At 74.6% G+C, this 20,146-nt stretch carries 20 protein-coding genes and 1 pseudogene; 9 read left to right on the plus strand and 12 right to left on the minus strand.

All coding sequences use genetic code 11. From position 1 onward, the window contains the following. The first annotated feature begins 63 nt into the window (after positions 1–63). The gene (locus tag Q3W68_RS01045) at positions 64–1,068 is read left to right on the plus strand and encodes a hypothetical protein (protein WP_302903674.1); all 1,005 of its coding nucleotides are present in this window, start codon (positions 64–66) and stop codon (positions 1,066–1,068) included. Then, on the plus strand, positions 1,062–2,003 hold the full coding sequence (locus Q3W68_RS01050) for a hypothetical protein (RefSeq protein ID WP_302903675.1): 942 nt from the start codon (positions 1,062–1,064) through the stop codon (positions 2,001–2,003). The genes Q3W68_RS01045 and Q3W68_RS01050 overlap by 7 nt, the downstream gene beginning before the upstream one ends. 7 nt (positions 2,004–2,010) lie before the next feature. On the opposite strand, the gene Q3W68_RS01055 is transcribed toward Q3W68_RS01050, so the two are convergent. The 12 genes and pseudogenes from Q3W68_RS01055 to rimP form a co-directional block, all read right to left on the minus strand. Next, entirely contained in the window at positions 2,011–3,333 is a 1,323-nt protein-coding gene (locus Q3W68_RS01055) for an MATE family efflux transporter (protein WP_302903676.1), read from the minus strand. 47 nt (positions 3,334–3,380) lie between these two features. Next, a complete protein-coding gene (locus Q3W68_RS01060) occupies positions 3,381–3,890 on the minus strand; it encodes an adenylate kinase (RefSeq protein WP_302903677.1) in 510 nt (169 codons plus the stop codon). 533 nt (positions 3,891–4,423) lie between these two features. Beyond that, positions 4,424–4,633 (minus strand): DUF6186 family protein, encoded by a 210-nt coding sequence (locus Q3W68_RS01065; RefSeq protein ID WP_175438725.1) that lies wholly within the window; start codon positions 4,631–4,633, stop codon positions 4,424–4,426. Next, positions 4,633–5,040 carry a hypothetical protein gene (locus Q3W68_RS01070; protein ID WP_302903678.1) on the minus strand — a complete coding sequence of 136 codons (408 nt, stop codon included), beginning with the start codon at positions 5,038–5,040 and terminating at the stop codon, positions 4,633–4,635. The genes Q3W68_RS01065 and Q3W68_RS01070 overlap by 1 nt, the downstream gene beginning before the upstream one ends. A 143-nt stretch (positions 5,041–5,183) precedes the next feature. After that, complete coding sequence (locus Q3W68_RS01075) at positions 5,184–6,200, minus strand: bifunctional oligoribonuclease/PAP phosphatase NrnA (protein ID WP_302903679.1); 1,017 nt, start codon at positions 6,198–6,200, stop codon at positions 5,184–5,186. Beyond that, entirely contained in the window at positions 6,197–6,688 is a 492-nt protein-coding gene (gene rbfA / locus Q3W68_RS01080; protein WP_302903680.1) for a 30S ribosome-binding factor RbfA, read from the minus strand. Before rbfA ends, Q3W68_RS01075 begins: the two co-directional genes overlap by 4 nt. A gap of 181 nt (positions 6,689–6,869) precedes the next feature. Next, positions 6,870–7,163 (minus strand): DUF503 domain-containing protein, encoded by a 294-nt coding sequence (locus Q3W68_RS01085; protein ID WP_043325814.1) that lies wholly within the window; start codon positions 7,161–7,163, stop codon positions 6,870–6,872. A gap of 41 nt (positions 7,164–7,204) precedes the next feature. Further along, entirely contained in the window at positions 7,205–8,248 is a 1,044-nt protein-coding gene (locus Q3W68_RS01090) for a TRM11 family methyltransferase (protein ID WP_302903681.1), read from the minus strand. Between the two features lie 84 nt (positions 8,249–8,332). Further along, the gene (infB, locus tag Q3W68_RS01095) at positions 8,333–11,344 is read right to left on the minus strand and encodes a translation initiation factor IF-2 (protein WP_302903682.1); all 3,012 of its coding nucleotides are present in this window, start codon (positions 11,342–11,344) and stop codon (positions 8,333–8,335) included. 93 nt (positions 11,345–11,437) lie between these two features. Then, positions 11,438–11,774 (minus strand): annotated as a pseudogene (locus Q3W68_RS01100) (YlxR family protein). Positions 11,775–11,789: 15 nt separating this feature from the next. Continuing rightward, positions 11,790–12,836, minus strand: a complete 1,047-nt coding sequence (nusA, locus tag Q3W68_RS01105) for a transcription termination factor NusA (RefSeq protein ID WP_302903683.1) — start codon at positions 12,834–12,836, stop codon at positions 11,790–11,792. Then, complete coding sequence (gene rimP, locus Q3W68_RS01110) at positions 12,833–13,483, minus strand: ribosome maturation factor RimP (protein WP_120571118.1); 651 nt, start codon at positions 13,481–13,483, stop codon at positions 12,833–12,835. The genes nusA and rimP overlap by 4 nt, the downstream gene beginning before the upstream one ends. A 263-nt stretch (positions 13,484–13,746) precedes the next feature. Here rimP and Q3W68_RS01115 point away from each other — a divergent pair, with 263 nt between their 5' ends. The 7 genes from Q3W68_RS01115 to Q3W68_RS01145 all read left to right on the plus strand — a co-directional run bounded on the left by Q3W68_RS01115 (position 13,747) and on the right by Q3W68_RS01145 (position 20,144). Continuing rightward, on the plus strand, positions 13,747–14,196 hold the full coding sequence (locus Q3W68_RS01115; RefSeq protein ID WP_302904925.1) for a hypothetical protein: 450 nt from the start codon (positions 13,747–13,749) through the stop codon (positions 14,194–14,196). Positions 14,197–14,249: 53 nt separating this feature from the next. Beyond that, complete coding sequence (locus tag Q3W68_RS01120; RefSeq protein ID WP_302904926.1) at positions 14,250–14,690, plus strand: ferritin-like domain-containing protein; 441 nt, start codon at positions 14,250–14,252, stop codon at positions 14,688–14,690. Positions 14,691–14,759: 69 nt separating this feature from the next. Beyond that, entirely contained in the window at positions 14,760–15,341 is a 582-nt protein-coding gene (locus Q3W68_RS01125) for a PadR family transcriptional regulator (RefSeq protein WP_013284661.1), read from the plus strand. Between the two features lie 19 nt (positions 15,342–15,360). After that, positions 15,361–16,092, plus strand: coding sequence for an ABC transporter ATP-binding protein (locus tag Q3W68_RS01130; protein ID WP_302903684.1), 732 nt, complete (start codon positions 15,361–15,363; stop codon positions 16,090–16,092). Further along, entirely contained in the window at positions 16,089–18,767 is a 2,679-nt protein-coding gene (locus Q3W68_RS01135) for an ABC transporter permease (protein WP_302903685.1), read from the plus strand. Before Q3W68_RS01130 ends, Q3W68_RS01135 begins: the two co-directional genes overlap by 4 nt. Positions 18,768–18,818: 51 nt before the next feature. Continuing rightward, positions 18,819–19,286, plus strand: a complete 468-nt coding sequence (locus tag Q3W68_RS01140) for a nitroreductase family deazaflavin-dependent oxidoreductase (protein ID WP_091044182.1) — start codon at positions 18,819–18,821, stop codon at positions 19,284–19,286. 129 nt (positions 19,287–19,415) lie between these two features. Continuing rightward, on the plus strand, positions 19,416–20,144 hold the full coding sequence (locus Q3W68_RS01145) for a nucleotidyltransferase domain-containing protein (protein WP_302903686.1): 729 nt from the start codon (positions 19,416–19,418) through the stop codon (positions 20,142–20,144). Positions 20,145–20,146 lie beyond the last annotated feature (2 nt).

Raw genomic sequence — 20,146 nt, forward strand, 5'->3', positions numbered from 1 at the left:
CCGCCCAGCTTCGGCGGGGTGTCAAGATCGTGCGCCCCCGCCCCCGTCTGCCCGGGAAGTCCGATGACCGATCACCGCTCCGCCCCCCACCCCTACTCCGCCGGCCGCGCGCCGGAGGACACGCTGGGACGGGTGCCCGAGTGGCTGCGCCAGCCCGCGCCGGAGGTGCCGCCCGGCCGCGCCGACCGCCTGCGGATCGCGCTCGGCGGGCACTCCGGCAAGCTGCTCGGCGGCGTGGTCGTGCTGGCGCTGCTCGCGTTCTTCGGGCTCGTCGGTGGCCTCGGCTACCAGGGCTTCCAGCGCTGGCGCGAGATCTCGACGGCATACCCGACGACGAGCCCGCCGAGCGGCGAGCAGGCGGTCACCTCCGCGTCGCCCCCGCCGGCCGCCGGCCCGTTCGACGGCACCCCCGCGGCCGGCTTCCCGGAGGGCGCGGCCGGGATCGCGCTGCCCCGGGCCAAGCGGACCGGCCCGTTCACCGAGAAGCAGGTGGCCGACGGTCTGGCCAAGGTCCGCAAGGCCCTCGTCACCGCCCGGCTGGACCGCACGTTCTTCACCGAGAAGAGCCCGGATCGGCTGGTGCGCCAGTTCGCCCCGGACACCCGCTCCCACATCCGGGAGGACTTCACGGCCGGCGGCGCCGCCAACTACGCCACCCGGCTCGGGCCCCGCACCCGGTTGACGAACGACCCGCCCCGGGTGCAGGGACGGATCTCGTACCGCGCCACCCGGGATGCGGAAGACATCCGCGTACTGGAGATCACCACCAACTTCGTCTGGGTCTACGCCGTCCGGAGCACCCACGCCCCGTCCGTCTCGGACGTCATCCTGGTGCACGACACGGTGATCTGGGAGGTGCCCCTCCCGGCGGACGTCATCACCGGCTCCCGAGGTCTGTGGATGCGGGACGCGAGCTCCTACGTGACGAACGTGGAGTGCGCCGGCCTGAGCAAGGGCCTCCTGGAGCTGGAGATCACGCCGACCTACGGGAACGCCGGCAGCGCCGGGGAACACCCGGACGCCGTGTACGACCTGGACCGCTCGCTGAAGGTCGCGGACCCGTGCTGAGCCCGACGGGATCCGAGCGGGACGGCTACCCCGACTGGCTGGACCGGTTGGAGCGGGAGATCCGCCCGAGCCTCGCCGTACGCCTGCGGATCTGGTGCCGGCGGCGCGCCCGCCGGCTGACGGCCGCGCTCGGCGTGGTGCTGCTGCTGGCCGCCGCGGCCGGCGCCGCCGGTTACGGCTACCGGCAGCTCCGGCGTCCGGCAGCCGCGCCGCCCCCGGCCGTCACCGGCGCTCCGGCGACCGCCGGACCGACGGCCCCACCGGACGTCTTCGCCGACACACCGGCGGCGAACTGGCCGGCGGGGGCGGCCGGAATCGTGCTGCCTCCGGCCCGGCCGACCGGCGGCTTCACCGGCGCCGAGGTGTCCGCCGGGCTGACCCGGGTCCGCGCCGCGATGCTGACCGCCCGCCTGGACCGCGCGTTCATGGCCGGCGGCAGCCCGACCCCGCTGCTGCGTCACTTCGCGCCGGCTGCCCGGGAGTCGGTGCGGAAGGACTGGTCCACCGAGACGATCGGCACGTACGCGACCAGGCTGGCCCCGGACGCCCGGCTCACCCCGGACCAGCCGCGGACGAAGGGCCGGTTCACCTACCGCGCCGTCCGGCAGGCCGACGGCGTACGGATGCTGGAGGTGACCAGCAACTTCGTCTGGGTCTACGGGTTCCGCGACCTCGGCTCCCGGTCCGGTCACTCGGTGGTGGTGCTGCACGACGAGATCGTCTGGCGGCTGCCGCACGCCGGCGACGTGGCACGGGCGGACCGGGGGCTCTGGTTGCACCGGATGTCGAGCTACGGGTGGGGCGTGGACTGCGACGCCGTGAAGCTCGGGCTGATCCGCCCCGGCGGCCTGGACCCGACCGTCACCCCTTTCCCCGGGGACCCCGACAGGCTGTACGACCCGGACCACCCGATCGAGCTGCCGGTCTCCTGTTGACGAGCGGTCAGCGGACCGCGCCGACCACGGCCCACGCGCCCGAACGCATCCGCAGCAGCAGGCCGGCCAGCCGCAGCACCACGAACAGCGTCAGCCCGGCCCAGATCCCGCCCAGCCCGAGGTCGAACCCGTAGGCCAGCCAGATCGCCGGCAGGAACCCGCCGAACGCGCACACGATCGTGAGGTTGCGCAGGTAACGCACGTCGCCCGCGCCGATCAGCACCCCGTCGAGCGCGAACACCACGCCGCCGATCGGCTGGAGCGCGACGAACCAGGGCCAGGCCGTCATTGCCTGCTCGCGTACCTGCGGATCGGAGCTGAACCACGACGGCACCACACCGGCGCCGGCGGCGATCAGCACCGCGAAGGCCACGCCGCACAGCCCGCCGAGCAGCGCGACGCGGCGGGCCACGAACCGCGCGCCGGCCGCGTCGCCGCCGCCGAGCGCAGCGCCGACCAGCGACTGCGCGGCGATGGCCAGCGCGTCGAGCACCAGCGCGGTGAAGAACCACAGCTGTACGGCGATCTGGTGGGCGCCGACCGCGGCGGCCCCGAATCGGGCCGCGACGGCCGTGGCGGACAGGAAGCTGGCCTGGAACGCGACACCACGCACGAGCAGGTCCCGGCTGAGCACGAGCTGCTGACCGATCACCCGGGGCCGGGGCCGCAGCGAGACCCGCTCGCGTACCAGCGCCGCCGCGAACAGCACCCCGGACAGCGTCTGCGCGACCGTGTTCGCCACCGCCGAGCCGACCAGGCCGAGCCCGGCCGGATAGACCAGCAGCGGGCAGAGCAGCGCGGAGAGCAGGTTCGGGCCGAGCACGAACAGCAGCGGGCGGCGGGTGTCCTGGATGCCGCGCAGCCAGCCGTTGCCGGCGGCGGCGAGCAGCAGGCCGGGCGCGCCGAGCGCCGCGATCCGCAGCCATCCGGCGGCGGCGTCGGCCACCTCGCCGGGGCCGCCGGCGAGGGTACGCGCCAGCGCGCCACCGCCGATGCCGATGCCGACCGCCACCAGCACTCCGGTGGCGAGCGCGAGCCAGGACGCCTGGACGCCCTCGGCCACCGCGGCGGCCCGGTCCCCCGCCCCGAAGCGGCGGGCCGAGCGGCCCGTGGTGCCGTACGCGACGACGGTGCCGACCCAGGCGGTGAGCGTCATGACGGTGCCGCCGACGGCCAGCGCGGCCAGCGGCACCCGGCCGAGGTGACCGACCACGGCGGTGTCGACCAGGACGTACAGCGGCTCGGCCGCCAGCACCACGAGGGCGGGCAGCGCGAGCGCGGCGATCCGCCGCGGCGAGGCGGTGACGGCTGGGGCGGCAGTGGTGCTCATCGCCGCCGATCCTGGCACGCGCCCCGTAAGGTCCGCAAGGCGGGGGACTACTTACTTACGTCGGCCAGGAACCGGGCCGTGTCACGGTGCCCGCGCAGGCGGCGCACCGGCAGTCCGGGGGCGTGCTCGGACAGCGCGGCAAGCACCCGGGGCCGGGAGTCGCGGGGGTAACGCCAGACGTAGGGCAGGAAGTCGAGATCGAGCCGCTCCGGGCAGCCCTCGGGCCGGTCGGGGCGGGCCGCCGCGCGATGTGCCCACCGGCGGCGGACGATCCGGACCAGGCAGCGCAGCCGGGAGGTGTCGCAGAGCACCAGCAGGTCGGCGCGGGGCAGCCGGAGGTCGAGCGTGCTCGCGTAGTTGCCGTCCATCACCCAGGCCGGGCGGGCGGCGAGCGCGGCCACCTCGGCGCGGAAGTCAGCCGGGGAGGAGGCGGTCCAGCCGGGGCGCCAGTAGTGCCGGTCGAGGTGGATCAGGGGAAGGTCGAGTCGCCGGGCCAGTTCACCGGCGAGCGTGCTCTTGCCGGCGCCGGAGCTGCCGACCACGAGGATGCGTCGCACCGGGCGACGGTAGCGCGGGAGCGGGTCCCCGCGCGGCGGTGACGTCGGCGCCGGACCGCGGGTGCGGCCCGGCCGGCGTCACCGCCGGACGGCGTACGTCACTGACGGGTGTCCATCGAGGTCTGCAGCGCGCGGCGCATCTGCTCGCGCGCCTCGTCGGTGGTGGTCTCGGTCTGCGGCTTGCGCTTGCTGGGCATCTGAGGTCCTTCCAGGGTGCGGACCGCCGGGACGTGGCGGTCCTACGGGCGCCCGGCGCTCCGGCTCGGCGCGACGACGGGTCGCGCCGCGACCGGAAGTCGTCGGCGGCTGAGCGCCCGGCAGCGGTCCGGGATCACCGGAGCGGCTCGCCTGGCAGCGGGAGCCCGGGTCGGTCTGACCCTGGAGGGAGGCGACGCCGGGTGCGGCACCACCGCCCGTGACCAGCGCCGCGAAGCGCCGGTCCCGCACCCAAATTAACGTTCACTTTCCAGATGCTGCCCACTGTTCCCGAAATGCGGAAAGATCAATGTCGTCGCCCCGGCCCGGCGAGGTGGTCAGCGGGCCAGGAAGTGCCAGCCCAGCCACCACCAGAAACCGAACAGCCCGATCCGGCCGACCGGCACCGGGCCCACCTCGTACCGCATCACGAACGCGCAGACGTCGGCCAGCGACGGGATCCGCGACCCCTCCCGGCGGGCGGCCCACTCCACGACGGCGAACAGCACGATCGAGACTCCGAACCCGCCGATCGCCAGTGCCCGCATCATCGGCGCACCAGTCCCCAGAACGCGGACAGCCACGCGAACCAGGCCGCCGAGCGGGCCAGGCTGTCCTCCAGCAGCGGATCGGCCAGCCGGGAGAAGGTGGGGAAGTCGTCACCGGCCGCCATCACGAACGTCGCCCCCTCGAAGACCCCGAAGACGGTCACCGGGACCAGCCACCAGAGCGCGACCGACGGCAGCCGGCGCGGCGCCGGACGCCGGGGCACCCGGTTGTTCAGGCCGACCCAGATCAACCCCCCGCCGGTGGTGAGGATGTAGAGGTTCGCGGCGGTCGAGAAGGACGGCATCTGGCCGCCGACCAGGGAGAGGCAGATCAGCACCGGCACGGAGACGACCGGCCGGTCCCAGGCCCGGGGCGCCTCGACGGTGAGCTCACGGGGATGATCCATCACCCGATTGTCCCCAGCGTCACGGACGGCGGAAAGGCTGGCACGCCTCGTAATCCCTGGAAAAGCCGCCGATCAGCTCACACCTCAGATCGCCGCCGCGCCTCGGCGCGGCAGGAATATCGGGGCAATTCCAGCCCTAAGGGCTAGAGCGTGCCGGTGGCCAGCTCGGCGCGGATCCGCCCGACCACCTCGTCGAGCGCTCCCCGGCCGGTGAAGCCGGCGGCGAACCGGTGCCCGCCGCCGCCGAGCGTCACCGCCACCCGGCTCACGTCGACAGCGCCCTTGCTGCGCAGCGACACCGCCCACTCGGCCTCGCCGGCCTGCTTGACCACACAGCTCACGTCCGCCTCGGCGGTGCAGCGCACCGAGTCGATCAACGCCTCCAGCACGTACGCGGGCTGGTCGTGGCGGACCAGGTCGTCGCGGGTCGCGTACGTCCAGACGAGACCGTGCCCGGCGGCGGCCGCCGGTTCCAGCGTGGCCCGGCCCAGCACCTCGCCGAACAGGCGGACGGCGCCGAACGGGCGGGTGTCGAAGATCCGCCGGGAGATGTCGCCGGGCCGGAGGCCGGTGGCGACCAGGCGCGCGGCCATCTCGTGCACGGCCGGGGTGGTCGCCTCGAAGCGGAACGAGCCGGTGTCGGTGGTCAGCGCGACGTACAGCCCGGTCGCCATCTCGGCGTCCAGCGTCACGCCGAGCCGGTCCAGCAGCTCCAGCGCGACCACCGAGGTGGCGGCGGCGTGCGGGTCGACCAGGTTGATCCGGCCGAACCCGCTGTTCGAGGCGTGATGGTCGAGCACCAGCGACGTGCCCGCCGTGTCCAGCCGGTCGGCCAGGTCGCCCAGCCGGGACTCGCTCGCCGCGTCGAAGCAGATCACCAGGTCCGGAGCCCGGTACGCGTCGTCCTGCGGCACCAGCAGGTCCACGCCGGGCATCCACCGGAACGGCTCGGGCACCTCCGGCGGGCCGGGGAAGGTCGCCTGGAGATCGCGTACGCCGAGCCGGCGCAGGCCCAGCCCGAAGCCGAGCATGCTGCCCAGCGCGTCCCCGTCCGGGTTCACGTGGCAGATCAGCAGCACCCGCGCGTCGGCGGAAAGATCGCGTACCGCCGCGACGGCGGCCGCCCACGCGGTCTCGGTGGGCCCGGCCGCCTCGGTCACCGGCGCTCGCCGGCGCGCGGCTCGTCGTCGTCCTCGTCCTCCGCGGAGGCCTCCTCGGAGTCCTCGTCGTCCTCCTCGACCCGGTACGGCTGGGCGTCACCCGCGTACGAGGACTTGGCGGCCAGCCGCTGCACCTCGGCGTCGGCGGTACGCGCGGCGGCGAGCAGGTCGTCGATGTGCTTGACCTGGTCCTGCACGTCGTCGAGGACGAAGGTCAGGGTCGGCGAGTGCCGCAGCCCGAGTGCCTTGCCGACGGTGCTGCGCAGCATGCCCTTGGCGCTCTCCAGCGCGGCGGCGGTGCTCGCCTGGGCCGCCGCGTCACCGAGCACCGTGTAGAAGACGGTGGCGTCGCGCAGGTCGGCGGTGATCCGGGCGTCGGTGATCGTGATCATGCCGAGCCGGGGGTCCTTGATCTGGCTGCGCACCACCGACGCGACGAGTTCCCGGATGCGCTCCGCGTGCCTGCGTACCTTGGCCGGATCCGACATGTCCCCCACCTCCGGGATCACCTGTACCAATGACGGCACCGGATCACCAGGCGATCCGGGCCGTCGGCCGGAGACGGCGGGCGCGTGGGCGCCGCCGGGTCCGACCGCCCAACGCTGAAGAACACTACCCGCGCCCGGCCGGGCGTCGCGCGGCACGGCCGGAGTGCCGCGCGACGCGCCGTCAGTCGTCCTCGCCGTGCAGACGGCGGCGGACCGACAGCAGCTCGGTCTCCGGGCGGGCGGCGACCAGCCGCTCGCAGGAGTCGAGCACCTCGCGGACGTGGGCCGGCTCGGCGGCCACCACCGCCACCCCGATCTCGGCCCGGCCGTGCAGGTCCAGCGCCCCCACCTCGGCGGCGGAGACCTCGAACTTGCGCAGCGCGGCGACGATCGGCCGGACGTAGGACCGCTTGGCCTTCAGGGACCGGGAGTCACCCGGGAGCAACAGGTCGAACAGCGCGGTTCCGGTATACACGGCGAGCAACGGTACGCCGGGTGGCGCACCCCGGCACGCGATTAAGGCGCGACAGCCACCAGCACGTCCCGCTCGATCGCCTGGTCGACCCGGTGTGTGAAGTCACCGAAGCCGGGGCCGCCGAGCACCCGCAGACCGGCGTCGGCCAGCACCGCCTCCGCCTGCGCCCGCGGCGCCACGTGGGTGTTCCAGGACAGCCCGAGCGCGCCGCCCGGACGCAGCAGCTCCCGCCACACCGGCACGGCGGCGGTGAGCAGCTCCAGCGGGCTGCGGGACAACCCGTGGTCGGTACGGCTGCCGTGAGCCACCCCGTACGGCGCGTCGGTGACGATCACGTCGGCGCAGCGGGCGCGCAACGCCTCACGGGCCCGCACGGTGTCGGTGTTGAGCACTGTGACGCGCTGGACGGCCCCGGCCCGGTGCTCGTCCCGCGACGGCGCCAGCACCGCCTCGAAGCGGCGGGCGACCAGCTTGCGGTCCCGGCGCACCGACGTCGACTCGGCGGTGTGCTTGAGGCGCTTGCGGCGCATCCAGGTGCGCAGGAACGCCGCGTACGCCTCCACGTCCTGACTGTCACGCTCGATGCCGATGCCGTCGTAGCCGTACATCAGCGCCTGGTTGAGCGTGGTGCCCCGGCCGCAGAGCGGGTCCAGCACCACCACCGGCCCGTCCAGCATCCGCGGCGCGGCGGCGGAGGCGAGCACCGTGACGTTCAGCAGCAGCCGGGTGAACTGCTCGTTGGTCTTGCCGGCGTACTTGGGGATGGTGATCAGGTCGGAGTCGTACCGGGCCAGCGGGCGCAGCGGCACCGGCCGGAGCAGGTCGTCGCCGACGCGCTCGAACAGCGCGTACGCGGCCGACAGGTTCGCCAGGTGGGCCAGGTCCCGGTCGCCCAGCCCGGGGTCGGGGGTGGTGAACGTCAGGTACTCCACGCCGCCGATCCCGGTCACCTCCGCGTCGCCCGGTGCCACGTCGAGCACGCCGGAACCGGCGAACACGGCCAGTTCGGCGCGTGCCAGCCGGGCCGCCGCGTCGGCGTAGACGCGGTTGGCCGAGGGCGCGAGGAGCAGTGCGTACCGGATCACGCCGGAGATTGTCGCAGCCTGCGGAAACGGCGGCGGGCCGGGGCCCGAAGGCCCCCGGCCGCCGACCGGTCGTACGCGTGGTTGTCAGGCGCGCGGCTTCTCGCGCATCTCGAACGTCTCGATGACGTCGCCGACCTGGACGTTGTTGTAGCCGCCCAGCGTCAGACCACACTCGAAGCCCTCTCGGACCTCGGTCGCGTCGTCCTTGAACCGCTTCAAGGAGCTGATCGTGAGGTTGTCCGCCACGACCGCGCCGTCCCGCAGCAGCCGCGCCTTGGCGTTGCGGCGGATGAGACCGGACCGGACGATACAGCCGGAGATGTTGCCGATCTTGGACGAGCGGAAGACGTCGCGGATCTCCGCGGTGCCCAGCTCGACCTCCTCGTACTCCGGCTTGAGCAGGCCCTTGAGCGCGGCGTCGATCTCCTCGATGGCCTGGTAGATGACGGTGTAGTACCGGATCTCCACGCCCTCGCGGTCGGCCATCTCGCGGACCTTGTTCGAGGCCCGCACGTTGAAGCCGATGATCGTGACCGCCTCGGACGAGGCGCTCGCGAGCATGACGTCGCTCTCGGTGATCGCGCCCACGCCCCGGTGGATGATCCGAAGCTGGACCTCCTCCGGGATGTCGAGGTTGAACAGCGCGTCCTCGAGCGCCTCCACGGAACCGGAGACGTCGCCCTTGAGCACCAGGTTGAGCGAGGTCTTCTCGCCCTCCTTGAGCTGCTCCATGAGCGTCTCGAGAGTGGCCCGGCCACGGGAGTTGGCGAACGACGCCGCCCGCCTCCGCGCCTGACGCTGCTCGGCGATCTGCCGCACGGTGCGGTCGTCCTCGGCGGCCAGGAAGGTGTCACCCGCACCCGGCACCGTGGTCAGACCCAGCACCATGACCGGACGCGCCGGACCGGCCGAATCGACCGGCTTGCCGTTCTCGTCCAGCATGGCCCGCACGCGGCCGTGCGCCCCACCGGCGACGATCGAGTCACCGGCACGCAGGGTGCCCTTCTGCACCAGCACGGTCGCCACCGCGCCGCGGCCCTTGTCCAGGTGCGCCTCGATCGCCACACCCTGCGCCGGCCCGTCGATCGGAGCGGTCAGCTCCAGCGACGCGTCGGCGGTCAGCAGCACGGCCTCGAGCAGTTCCTCGATGCCGATGCCGGGCTTGGCCGCCACGTTGACGAACATGGTGTCGCCGCCGTACTCCTCGGCGACCAGGCCGTACTCGGTCAGCTGCTGGCGGACCTTGTCCGGGTTCGCCTCGGGCTTGTCGACCTTGTTGACCGCGACCACGATCGGCACGTCCGCCGCCTTGGCGTGGTTGAGCGCCTCGATGGTCTGCGGCATGACGCCGTCGTCGGCCGCGACCACCAGGATCACGATGTCCGTGACCTGGGCACCACGGGCACGCATGGCGGTGAACGCCTCGTGACCCGGGGTGTCGATGAACGTCACCGCGCGGTCCTCGCCCTCGTGCGGGACGTGGACCTGGTAGGCGCCGATGTGCTGGGTGATGCCACCCGCCTCGCCGGCCACCACGTTCGCCTTGCGGATCGCGTCGAGCAGCTTGGTCTTACCGTGGTCGACGTGACCCATGACGGTCACCACCGGCGCACGGCTGACCAGGCGGTCCGCCGCGACCTCGGCGTCGAGGTCGATGTTGAACTGCGCGAGCAGCTCGCGGTCCTCGTCCTCCGGGCTGACGATCTGCACGTCGAAGCCGAGGTGCTCACCCAGCAGCTGCAGGGTCTCGTCGGAGCACGACTGGGTCGCGGTCACCATCTCGCCCAGGTTGAACATCTCCTGGACCAGCGAACCCGGGTTGGCGTTGATCTTGTCGGCGAAGTCCGACAGCGAGGCGCCACGGGACAACCGGACGACCTGACCCTGGCCGCGGGGCGCGCCCGAGGACATGGTCGGGGCCGACAGGTTGTCGAACTCCTGTCTGCGCTGCTTCTTGGACTTGCGACCGCGGGTCGGCCGGCCGCCCGGACGCCCGAAGGCACCCGCCGCGCCACCGCCACGGCCACGACCACCGCCGCCGGGACGGCCACCGCCGCCGACCGGACCACCCGGACGGAAACCACCGCCGGGAGCACCGCCACCGCCGCCGGGACCGCCGCGGTAGCCACCGCCACCGCCGCCACCGCCGCCGGGACCGCCGCGGTAGCCACCGCCACCGCCGCCGCCACCGCCGGGTCCACCGCGGTAGCCACCGCCACCGCCGCCGGGACGACCGGCGCCGCCGCCGGGTCCGCCGCGACCGCCACCGGGGCCGCCGGGGCGGCCGGTGGTCGGGCGCTGGCTCGGCATCGAGGCCGGGCTCGGCCGCGGCGGCATCGACGCCGGGCTGGGCCGCGGCGGCATGCCGGCCGGGCTGGGACGGGGACCGCCCGCACCGGCGGCCGGGGGCCGCTGCTGCTGGCCGCCCTGGATGCCGAACGGGTTGTTACCGGCGCCGCGCGCCGGCGGACGACCGCCGGGCCGGGCGCCGGGGCCCTGACCCTGACCCGGACCGCCGGGACGACCGGCGGCCGGGGAACCCGGGCGCGGCGGCATGGCGTTCGGGCCGGGACGCGGGCCGGGACGGGGACCGCCCTCGGCCGGAGGCTCCCGGCGTACGGTCTCGCGCTGCTGCTGGCGGGCGGCCTGGGCGGCCTTGACCGCGGCCTCCTGCTCAGCCTTGAGGGCGGCGGCACGCGCTTCGGCGGCCGCCACTTCGATGTCGTGCGCGCTCGCCGGCTTGGCGACCGGGGTCGCCGGCTGCGGCGGGCCGGGGACCGGGCCCTTGGGCTTCGGTCCGGGGGTCGGCGCGGCCGGACGCCGGGGCGGCATCGGCTTGGCCGAGACCCGGGGGGCACCCGGGGTCGGGGTGGGCGTCGGGGTCGGCGCCGGGCCACTCGGCGCGGCAGCCGGCGGGCCGGCTGGCGCCGACGAACCGGCTACGAACGCGCTACGCAGCCGCCGGGCGACTGGCGCCTCGACGGTGCTGGACGCGGACTTCACGAACTCGCCCATTTCCTTGAGCTTGGCGAGAACGGTCTTGCTTTCGACCCCGAGCTCCTTGGCAAGCTCGTGTACGCGGGCCTTTCCTGCCACTGCACTCCTCACTCCGAGGTCGTGCGGGCAGCACCCGCAGCGACCTCACTCCTGCACTTGAAGCCTGGTCATTTCAGGGACTTCATCGTGTGCTCATGTCGGTCGTCCTACCTTGCTAGCGACCCTCGACCGATCGGGATTGACCGGTCGTCGGGGGTTGCGCGTCGACGTGCTCGGCAAGCGCACCGTGGTCGGGGACCCCGGTGAGGCGCAGTGCCCGCCCGAAGGCGCGACGCCGCACCGCCTGCGCGAAGCAGGCCGGATCAGGATGCAGGTTCGCTCCCCGACCCGGCAGTCTGCGGGCCGGATCGGGCCGGAGACTGGTGTGACCAGCCTCGTCACCGATCGCGACGACCCGCAACAACTCGCTGGCCGGCGCTCGTTTCCGGCAGCCCACACAGGTGCGCTCCGGCATCGCGCGTCGTGCCACTGAGAAAGTCTACCCCTAGCTGCTCGAGATCGCTCCGCCCGGCTCCGGTACGTGATCAGCTCCGCCCCGGCCGCCGCCCGGGGCGGCGGTCTCCGCGTCGGACCGGATGTCGATGCGCCAACCGGTCAGGCGGGCCGCGAGGCGGGCGTTCTGCCCCTCCCGGCCGATCGCGAGCGAGAGCTGGAAGTCCGGCACGGTCACCCGGGCGGTACGGGTGGCCAGGTCGACCACCTCGACCCGCAGCGCCTTGGCCGGCGACAACGCGTTGCCGACGAACGTCGCCGGGTCGTCCGACCAGTCGATGATGTCGATCTTCTCGCCGTGCAGCTCGCTCATCACGGCCCGGACCCGCTGGCCCATCGGGCCGATGCAGGCGCCCTTGGCGTTGACGCCGGAGGTGGTCGAGCGCACGGCGATCTTCGTACGGTGACCTGCCTCACGCGCGATCGCGCCGATCTCCACGGTGCCGTCGGCGATCTCCGGCACCTCCAGCGCGAACAGCTTCTTCACCAGCGCGGGGTGCGACCGGGACAGCGTGATCTGCGGGCCGCGCATGCCCTTGGCGACGTGCACGACCACGCAGCGGATCCGCTCGCCGTGCTCGTACCGCTCGCCGGGGACCTGCTCGGACTGCGGCAGGACGCCCTCCAGCTTGCCCAGGTCGACGCTGACGATGCCCTTCTCGCGGCGGGTCTCGTGCGCCTGCACCACGCCGGTGACCAGGTCACCGTCGCGGCCGACGTACTCGCCGAAGTGCACCTCGTCGGTGGCCTCCCGCAGCCGCTGGAGGATCACCTGCTTGGCGGTCATGGCGGCGATCCGCCCGAAGTCGTGCGGGGTGTCGTCCCACTCCCGGGTCACCGTGCCGTCGGCGTCCAGCTCCTGCGCGTAGACCGAGGCGGCCCCGCTCTTGCGGTCGATCTCCACCCGGGCGTGCGACTCGGCGCCCTCGGTGTGCCGGTAGGCGGTCAGCAGCGCGGTCTCGATCGCCGCGAGGATCGTGTCGAACGGGATCTCCCGCTCGCGCTCCAGGGCGCGCAGCGCCGCGAGGTCGATGTTCACCTCTCCTCGTCCTCCAGATCTTCGTCGTCGTCGGTGTCGTCACCGAAGTCCTCGTCGGCCAGGTCGTCCAGGCGGTTGAACTCCACCTGGACCCGGCCGGGCCCGAGCTCGGCGTACGGGTGTTCGGCGGGGCCGGCGTCGGTCTCCAGCACCACGCGTTCGTCGTCGGCGGCCGTGATCCGGCCGGTGAGCTGCCGGTCCCCCGCGTCACCGCGGACGGTGACCTTGACCAGCCGCCCGGCGTTGCGCCGCCAGTGCCGGGGCAGGGTGAGCGGGCGGTCCACGCCGGGCGAGCTGACCTCCAGCTGGTACTCGCCGGCCACGATGTCGCCGCCGGCCTCCTCGGCCGCGTCCAGCGCCGCCGAGACCGCGCGGGAGACGTCCGCCACGGCGTCCAGGTTGATCCCGCCGTCGGCGTCCACGATCACCCGGACCACGTGCCGCCGGCCGGCGCGGGACACGGAGAGATCCTCCAGGTCGTAACCGGCCGCCGTGACGACCGGTTCGATCACCTCGCGCAGCCGGTTGCGGCGGGCGGCGAGATCGCCGCGGGGTGCGCCGCTCCGGTCCGTGCCGCGGGGCCCGTCGGCCCGGCGGGGCCGCCCGGCGGGCCCCGTCGACCGGGTGGCACGGCCACGCTGCGTCATTGCGCGCACCTCTCCTGCTGTTGCCACGACCCGTGGGCCGTGTTGTCCTCGGCCGGTGCGGGCGATCGGCCCGCCATACCGGCGCGCCACCGGGGCGTCCGCGCCCGGTGGTTGCGCAGAGCGTAACGCTTGTGGCCGTCGACGGACCCGGCGGCGCACCGAGACCCTGCCCCACGAGGCGGCGCGGATGGTGTTGACTCTGTCAGGTGGGGATCGGCAGAACACCATCCGACCAGGTCAGAGCGGGGCATTCCCGGCGCTGGCTGCTGCGCGCCGGTGGGGTCGTGGCGCTCGGCGGCGCAACAGCGCCGCTGACCGGTTGTGATCTTTTCGACCGCGACAAGGAGCCACCGGCACCTGACGCGCTGGAGCCGCTGGCCGCCGAGGCGCTCGCGCTGGAGGCCCGCTACCGGGCCGCCGCCACCGCCGCGCCGGCGCTGGCCGAGCGGCTCACCCCGATCGCCGACGCGCACCGGGCGCACGCCGAGGAGCTACGCCGCGTGATCGGCCGTCCGGCGCCGTCCGGCACCCCGGGGGCCGCCGGCTCGGCGAGCGCGCCCGCGCCCGACGCCGTGCTCACCGAGCTGCGCCGGGCCGAGCAGGAGGGCCGGACCAACGCGGCCAAGGCGTGCGCCGAGGCGCCGGCCGAGCGGGCCGCGCTGCTCGGCTCGATCGCCGCCGCGCGGGCCACTCACGTGGAGGCCCTGAAGTGAACGAACGCACCGAGCGGAGCGAGGGCCGTGAGGGCACGCCCGGCCGGCGCAGCGTGAATCCGACGACCGGCCCGGCCTCGGCCCTCGCCGACGCGCTCGCCGCCGAGTACGCGGCCGTCTGGGCGTACGGGGTGATCGGCGTGCACCTGACCGAGGCGGCGCGCACGGCCGCCCGTGCCGCCGAGGCGGCCCACCGGTCCCGCCGGGACGCGCTGCTGCTGCAACTCGCCGAGGGCTCCGGGCAGGTGCCCGCCGACCGGGCCGGTTACGCGCTGCCCTATCCGGTGACTGATCGGGCGAGCGCGCTGCGCCTGGCGGTGGAGATCGAGGAGCGGACAGCCGGGCACTGGCGGGCCGCGCTGCCGCACACCACCGGCGCGGACCGGAACACCGCGCTCGCCGCGCTCACCGACTGCGCGTTGCGCGCCACCCGCTGGCGTCGTACTGCGGGCGTGACGCCGGTCACCGTTCCGTTCCCGGGCCGCCCCGCCTGAGCGCGACGCCGGTCACCCGGCGGAACCCTCCGGTTGCGTAGCGCATACCAGGTATGCATACTCGCGGTCATGTCCATCCGTCACGGCCTGCTCGCCCTGCTCGAACGCGGCCAGATGTACGGCTACCAGCTCCGTGCCGCGTTCGAGGAGTCCACCGGGTCGACCTGGCCGCTGAACATCGGACAGGTCTACACCACGTTGGCGCGGCTGGAGCGGGACGGACTGGTCCGCCCGCTGCCGGAGAACGAGAGCGGGCAGCGGCCGTACGAGATCACCGACGCCGGTCGGGCGGACCTGGCGCTGTGGTTCGCCACGCCGATCAGCCGCGCCGACCGCCCCCGCGACGAGTTGTCCATCAAACTGGCGCTGGCGCTGACCACCCCCGGCGTCGACGTGCGGTCGGTGGTGCAGACCCAGCGCACCGCCACCATGCGCGCGCTCCAGGAGTTCACCCGGTTGAAGTACACGAGCGACAAGCCGGAGGATCTACCCTGGCGGCTGGTGCTGGACGCGATGATCTTCCAGACCGAGGCCGAGGTGCGGTGGCTCGACCACTGTGAGACGAGCCTGGTCCGGCACCGCCCGGCGCCGATCCGGGCGGTCGACCACCCCGAGGCGGTGGACCGGGCCGGCGACGAAGCCCGCCGGTGACCCGGCACGGGAGGCGCTGATGGACCCGATCGACGGGGTGCTGGAGCTGCGTGACGTACGCCGGACCCACGGCGCCGGTGAGGCCGCCGTGCACGCGCTGCGCGGCGTGAGCCTGACCGTGCGGGCCGGTGAGCTGGTGGCGGTGATGGGCCCCTCCGGGTCCGGCAAGTCCACGCTGCTGGCGCTGGCCGGCGGCCTGGACCGGCCCACCGGCGGCGAGGTGGTGGTCGAGGGCGAGGCGCTGGTCGGGCTGTCCGCCCGCGAGCTGGCCCGGCTGCGCCGCCGCCGGATCGGGTACGTCTTCCAGGACCTGAACCTGCTCGGCAGCCTGACCGCAGTGGAGAACGTGGCGCTGCCGCTGGAACTGGACGGCACCGGCGTACGGGCGGCCCGCCAGCTGGCGCTGGCCGCGCTGCGCGAGGTCGACCTGGAGGACCTGGCCGACCGATTCCCGGACCAGATGTCGGGCGGCCAGCAGCAGCGGGTGGCGATCGCCCGGGCACTCGTCGGCGAGCGCCGCCTGGTCCTCGCCGACGAGCCGACCGGCGCGCTGGACTCCCAGACCAGCGAGGCGGTGCTGCATCTGCTGCGCCGGCGGGTGGACGCCGGAGCGGCAGGGGTGCTGGTCACCCACGAGGCGCGACACGCCGGCTGGGCGGACCGGGTGGTCTTCCTGCGCGACGGGGTGATGGTCGACTCGACCGCCCCGCTGATCGGCGTCGACCACCTGCTCAGCGGCAGCATCCGGTGACCGGCGGCCGCCTCGCCGCCGTACGCGGGTCGTGGCGGACCGCGCTGCGGATCGCCCGCCGGGAGGCCCGGCGGTCACGGCGGCGCACGCTGCTGGTGCTGGTGATGATCGCGCTGCCGGTGCTCGGCCTCAGCTTCGCCGCGGTCAGCTACGACATGGGGGATCTGACCCGCGCCGAGCGCATCGAGCGCCAGCTCGGCGGCGGCGACGTCGCGCTGCGCTGGGAGAGCCTGACGCCGGTGACGCAGGACGCCTGGGGCGAGTCGGCGTGGCCGGTCCAGGGCGAATGGGTCGGCCGGACCCGTCCGGCGACCGGCGAGGAGGTGCGCGCGCTGCTGCCCGAGGGCAGCCGGGTCGCCCGCACGCGCTGGTGGATGACGTTCTCGACGCGGGTGGGCCGGCACGTCGAATCGATCGAGGCGCGTGCCCTGGACCTGACCGACCCGCTGACCCGGCCGCTGGCCCGGGTCCTCGACGGCCGCCCGCCGGTGCGCCCCGACGAGATCGCCGTCAGCCCGGCGGCGCTGCGCCGGCTGGAGACCCGCATCGGCGACCCGGTACGCACCGTCGACGGCACCACCTACCGGGTGGTCGGAGTGGTGGAGTACCCGGACAACCTCCGGGACGTGATCACGCTGCCCGGGGTGACGCCGGAGGGCGCGGCCGGCAGCGACACCTGGCTGGTGGACCTGCCCGGCCCGCTCGACCCGGGGTTGGTCGACCGGCTGAACGCGCAGGGCGTCCAGGTCGTCGCCCGCGAGCCGCTGCCGGGACGGGAGGAGTTCTCCCGGGGGATGCGCATGCCGGACGCCGACGAGGCCGGCGTCGTCGGAGTGGTCGGCGGGCTGGGCCTGCTGGAGGTGGTGCTGCTGGTCGGCCCGGCCTTCGCGGTGAGCGTCCGCCGCCGGCGGCGCGACCTCGCGCTCGTCGCGGTGGCCGGCGGCGACGCCTCCCACCTGCGCCGGATCGTGCTCGCCGACGGGGTGGTGCTCGGCGCCGGCGGGGCCGCCCTCGGCCTGCTGCTCGGCATCGGCGCCGCGTTCGCCGGCCGCCCGCTCGTCGAGCAGTACCTGCTCGGGGAGCGCCTCGGGGCGTACCGGATCTTCCCGGGCGCGCTGGTGGCGATCGCCGCGACGGCGGTGCTGGCCGGCGTGCTGGCGGCGATGGCGCCGGCCTGGACGGCGGCCCGGCAGGACGTGGCGACCGGCCTGGCCGGCCGGCGCGACGCGAGCCGGCCCCGCCGCCGCTGGCTGCTGATCGGGCTGGCGCTCACCGTCGCCGGGACCGCGATCGCCGCGTTCGCCGCCGGCCGTACCTCGCAGACAGGTGTGCTGGCCGGCGTCGCCCTGGGTGAGCTGGGGCTGGTGTTCTGCACCCCGACTCTCGTCGGCGTCCTGGGCCGGGCCGGCCGGCTGCTGCCGCTGACCCCCCGGCTCGCGTTGCGCGACGCCAGCCGCAACCGGTCGTCGGCCGCGCCCGCCATCTCGGCGGTGATGGCGGCGGTCGCCGGAAGCGTCGCGATCGGCGTCTACGTGGCGAGTGACGAGACCCGCTCCCGGGAACTCTGGCAGCCGGGCCTGCCGCCGGGGAACGTGCTGCTCACCCACTCCGGCGACATCCCGGCGGACCCGCCGTCGGCCGACGTCGTCGCGACCCGGGCCCGCGCGGTCCTGCCCGACGCCACGGTGACGCCCGTCGCGATCCCCGGCTGCGCCGTCAGCGTCCGGGAGAAGGACGACTGCGCCGCGTACGCGGTCGTTCCGCCCGAGCAGCGCTGCCCGTACGCCTCCTCCGGCCCGGTCCCCGACTCGGCCCGGCGCGATCCGCGCTGCGTGAGCCCCTTCCAGGAACCGGTCGACGTCTACCTGCCGACGCTCGTGGACGACGGCGGCGCGCTGGCCGCGGTCACCGGAGCGCCCGCCGGCGAGCTGGCCGCCGCGCGCCGGACGCTCGCCGCCGGCGGCGTGGTGGTCACCGACCCCCGGCGGGTGACGGACGGGCAGGTCCAGGTGGAGGTCAACTACAACTCCGGCGGCCCGCCCACCGGGCGTCTCCTGCCCGGGTACGCGCTGCGGGGCGGTCTCGAAGTCGACCGGCTGGTGCTCTCCCCCGCCGCCGCCGACGCGCTCGGCCTGACCGCCGTACCACTGGGCTACCTGCTGGACACCGCCGGCTCACCCACCGAACGGCAGGTCGAGATGCTGACCGACGAGCTGTTCGACCTCGGGCCCATGTCCGCGCAGGTGGCGACCGCCGACCCGCCGTCGGACCAGCGCCCGATGCTGCTCCTGCTCGCAGTGGCCTCCGGGGTGATCACGCTGGGCGCCGCCGCGGTCGCCACCGGCCTCGCCGCGGCCGAGGGCCGCCGGGACCTGTCCACGCTCGCCGCGGTCGGCGCGGATCCCCGGGTACGCCGCCTGCTGTCGCTCTGTCAGGCCGGGGTCATCGCGGTGCTCGGCTCGGCGCTGGGCATCGTCGCCGGGCTCGGCTCCGCCGTCGTCGTCCTGGCCGCGCTCAACCAGCGGTACGCGGAAGCCTGGCCGGTGCAGGCGCCGTACCCGGTGACGGTGCCCGGCGTGACGCTCGCCGCGCTGGTCGTGGTGCCGCTGGTGGCGATGGGCGGCGCGGCGCTGTTCACCCGGTCCCGCCTGCCGATCGAACGTCGGCTCGACTGAGCGCCCGTCCGGAGGGGTGACGGGGCGCGGCGCGGGCGGCACACTGGTCAGGTGTCCGCCCTGGGATCCCTCACCCGCCGTCTCGGCCACCAGCGTTGGTTCGGCGCCACCATGCGCCTGCTCGTCCCGGCCGACCGGCTGGTCGGGCGGATGACGAAGGGCCGCGTGGTCGCCTTCGGGCTCGTGCCCACGCTGGTGCTCACCTCCACCGGCCGCCGCTCCGGCAAACCCCGCAGCAACCCCCTGGTGTACGTCCCCGACGGCGACGCCTACGTGGTGATCGGCTCGAACTGGGGGCAGCAGCACCAGCCGTCGTGGACGTTCAACCTGATGGCCCACCCGGGTGCCGAGGTGGACGTCAAGGGCCGCCGGATTCCGGTCACCGCCGAGCAGGTCACCGGCGAGGAACGGGAACGGCTGTTCCAGCGGCTGGTGCAGGAGTGGCCCGCGTACCGCACGTACGTCGAGCGGGCCGGTGGCCGCGAGATCCGCGTGTTCCGGCTGGTCCCGAACGCCTGACCGCAGACGCGGCGGCGGCCCGCCGCCGGCCCGCCGCCGTGCACAATCCGACATCCGCGCCGCCGGGGCCACCCGCCCCGGTCTGGCTAGGGTTGCCGTAGGCGACCTGTCGGACGGGGGGGGTGCACCGTGGCTGTCGACGTGAACGCCGAGCGGCGTCTCGACGATCCACGGTGGCAGGTGGCCGAGCGGGTCGGTGACGCCGTTCTGCGGCGGTTCCCGGCCGACGTGCTGGCGGTCGCCGTACACGGTCCGCTCGCGCACGGCGACGACGACGGCGGCGGAGACCGCGAGGTCGGCCTGCTGGTCGTCACCTACCGGCCCGGTGCCGGACCGCCGCCCGCCACCCGGCGGGTGGACGGTGTGCTCGTCGACCTGACAGTGGCCGGGGCGGACGAATACCTGCGCCGGGCGACGACGATCACGTCCCGCTGGCCGCTGGCCGCGGACCGGTACGTCACCACGCGCGCCCTGCACGACCCGGCCGACTGGCTGCCGAAGCTGCGCGACGAGCACCTGGCGCGGCTGGCCCGGGCCCGGCCGGCGGAGTTCACGAGCGCCGCGCGGCAGGCGTGGTACCGGGGCAGCGCGGCACATGCCCGGGCGTTGCGGCTCGCCGAGTGGTACGAGACGGACCAGGCGCTGCTCATGCTCGGCGAGGCGCGGCTGGCCGCCGCCACAGTGCAGGGGCTGTTCAGCCGCACCTACTTCCGCGACCCCGGGGACGCGGTGCGGCGCACCGGGCTGGCCGGGGCGGACATGACCGAGGTGGGTGCGGTGCTGGCCCGCCAGGCCGAGGAGTTGGCCGCCCGGGGGCGCCCGGTCGACGGCACGATCGACGACCTGTTGTCCGGCTGACG

Source organism: Micromonospora sp. C28ISP2-4 (assembly GCF_030519385.1).
Taxonomy (GTDB): Bacteria; Actinomycetota; Actinomycetes; order Mycobacteriales; family Micromonosporaceae; genus Micromonospora; species Micromonospora tulbaghiae.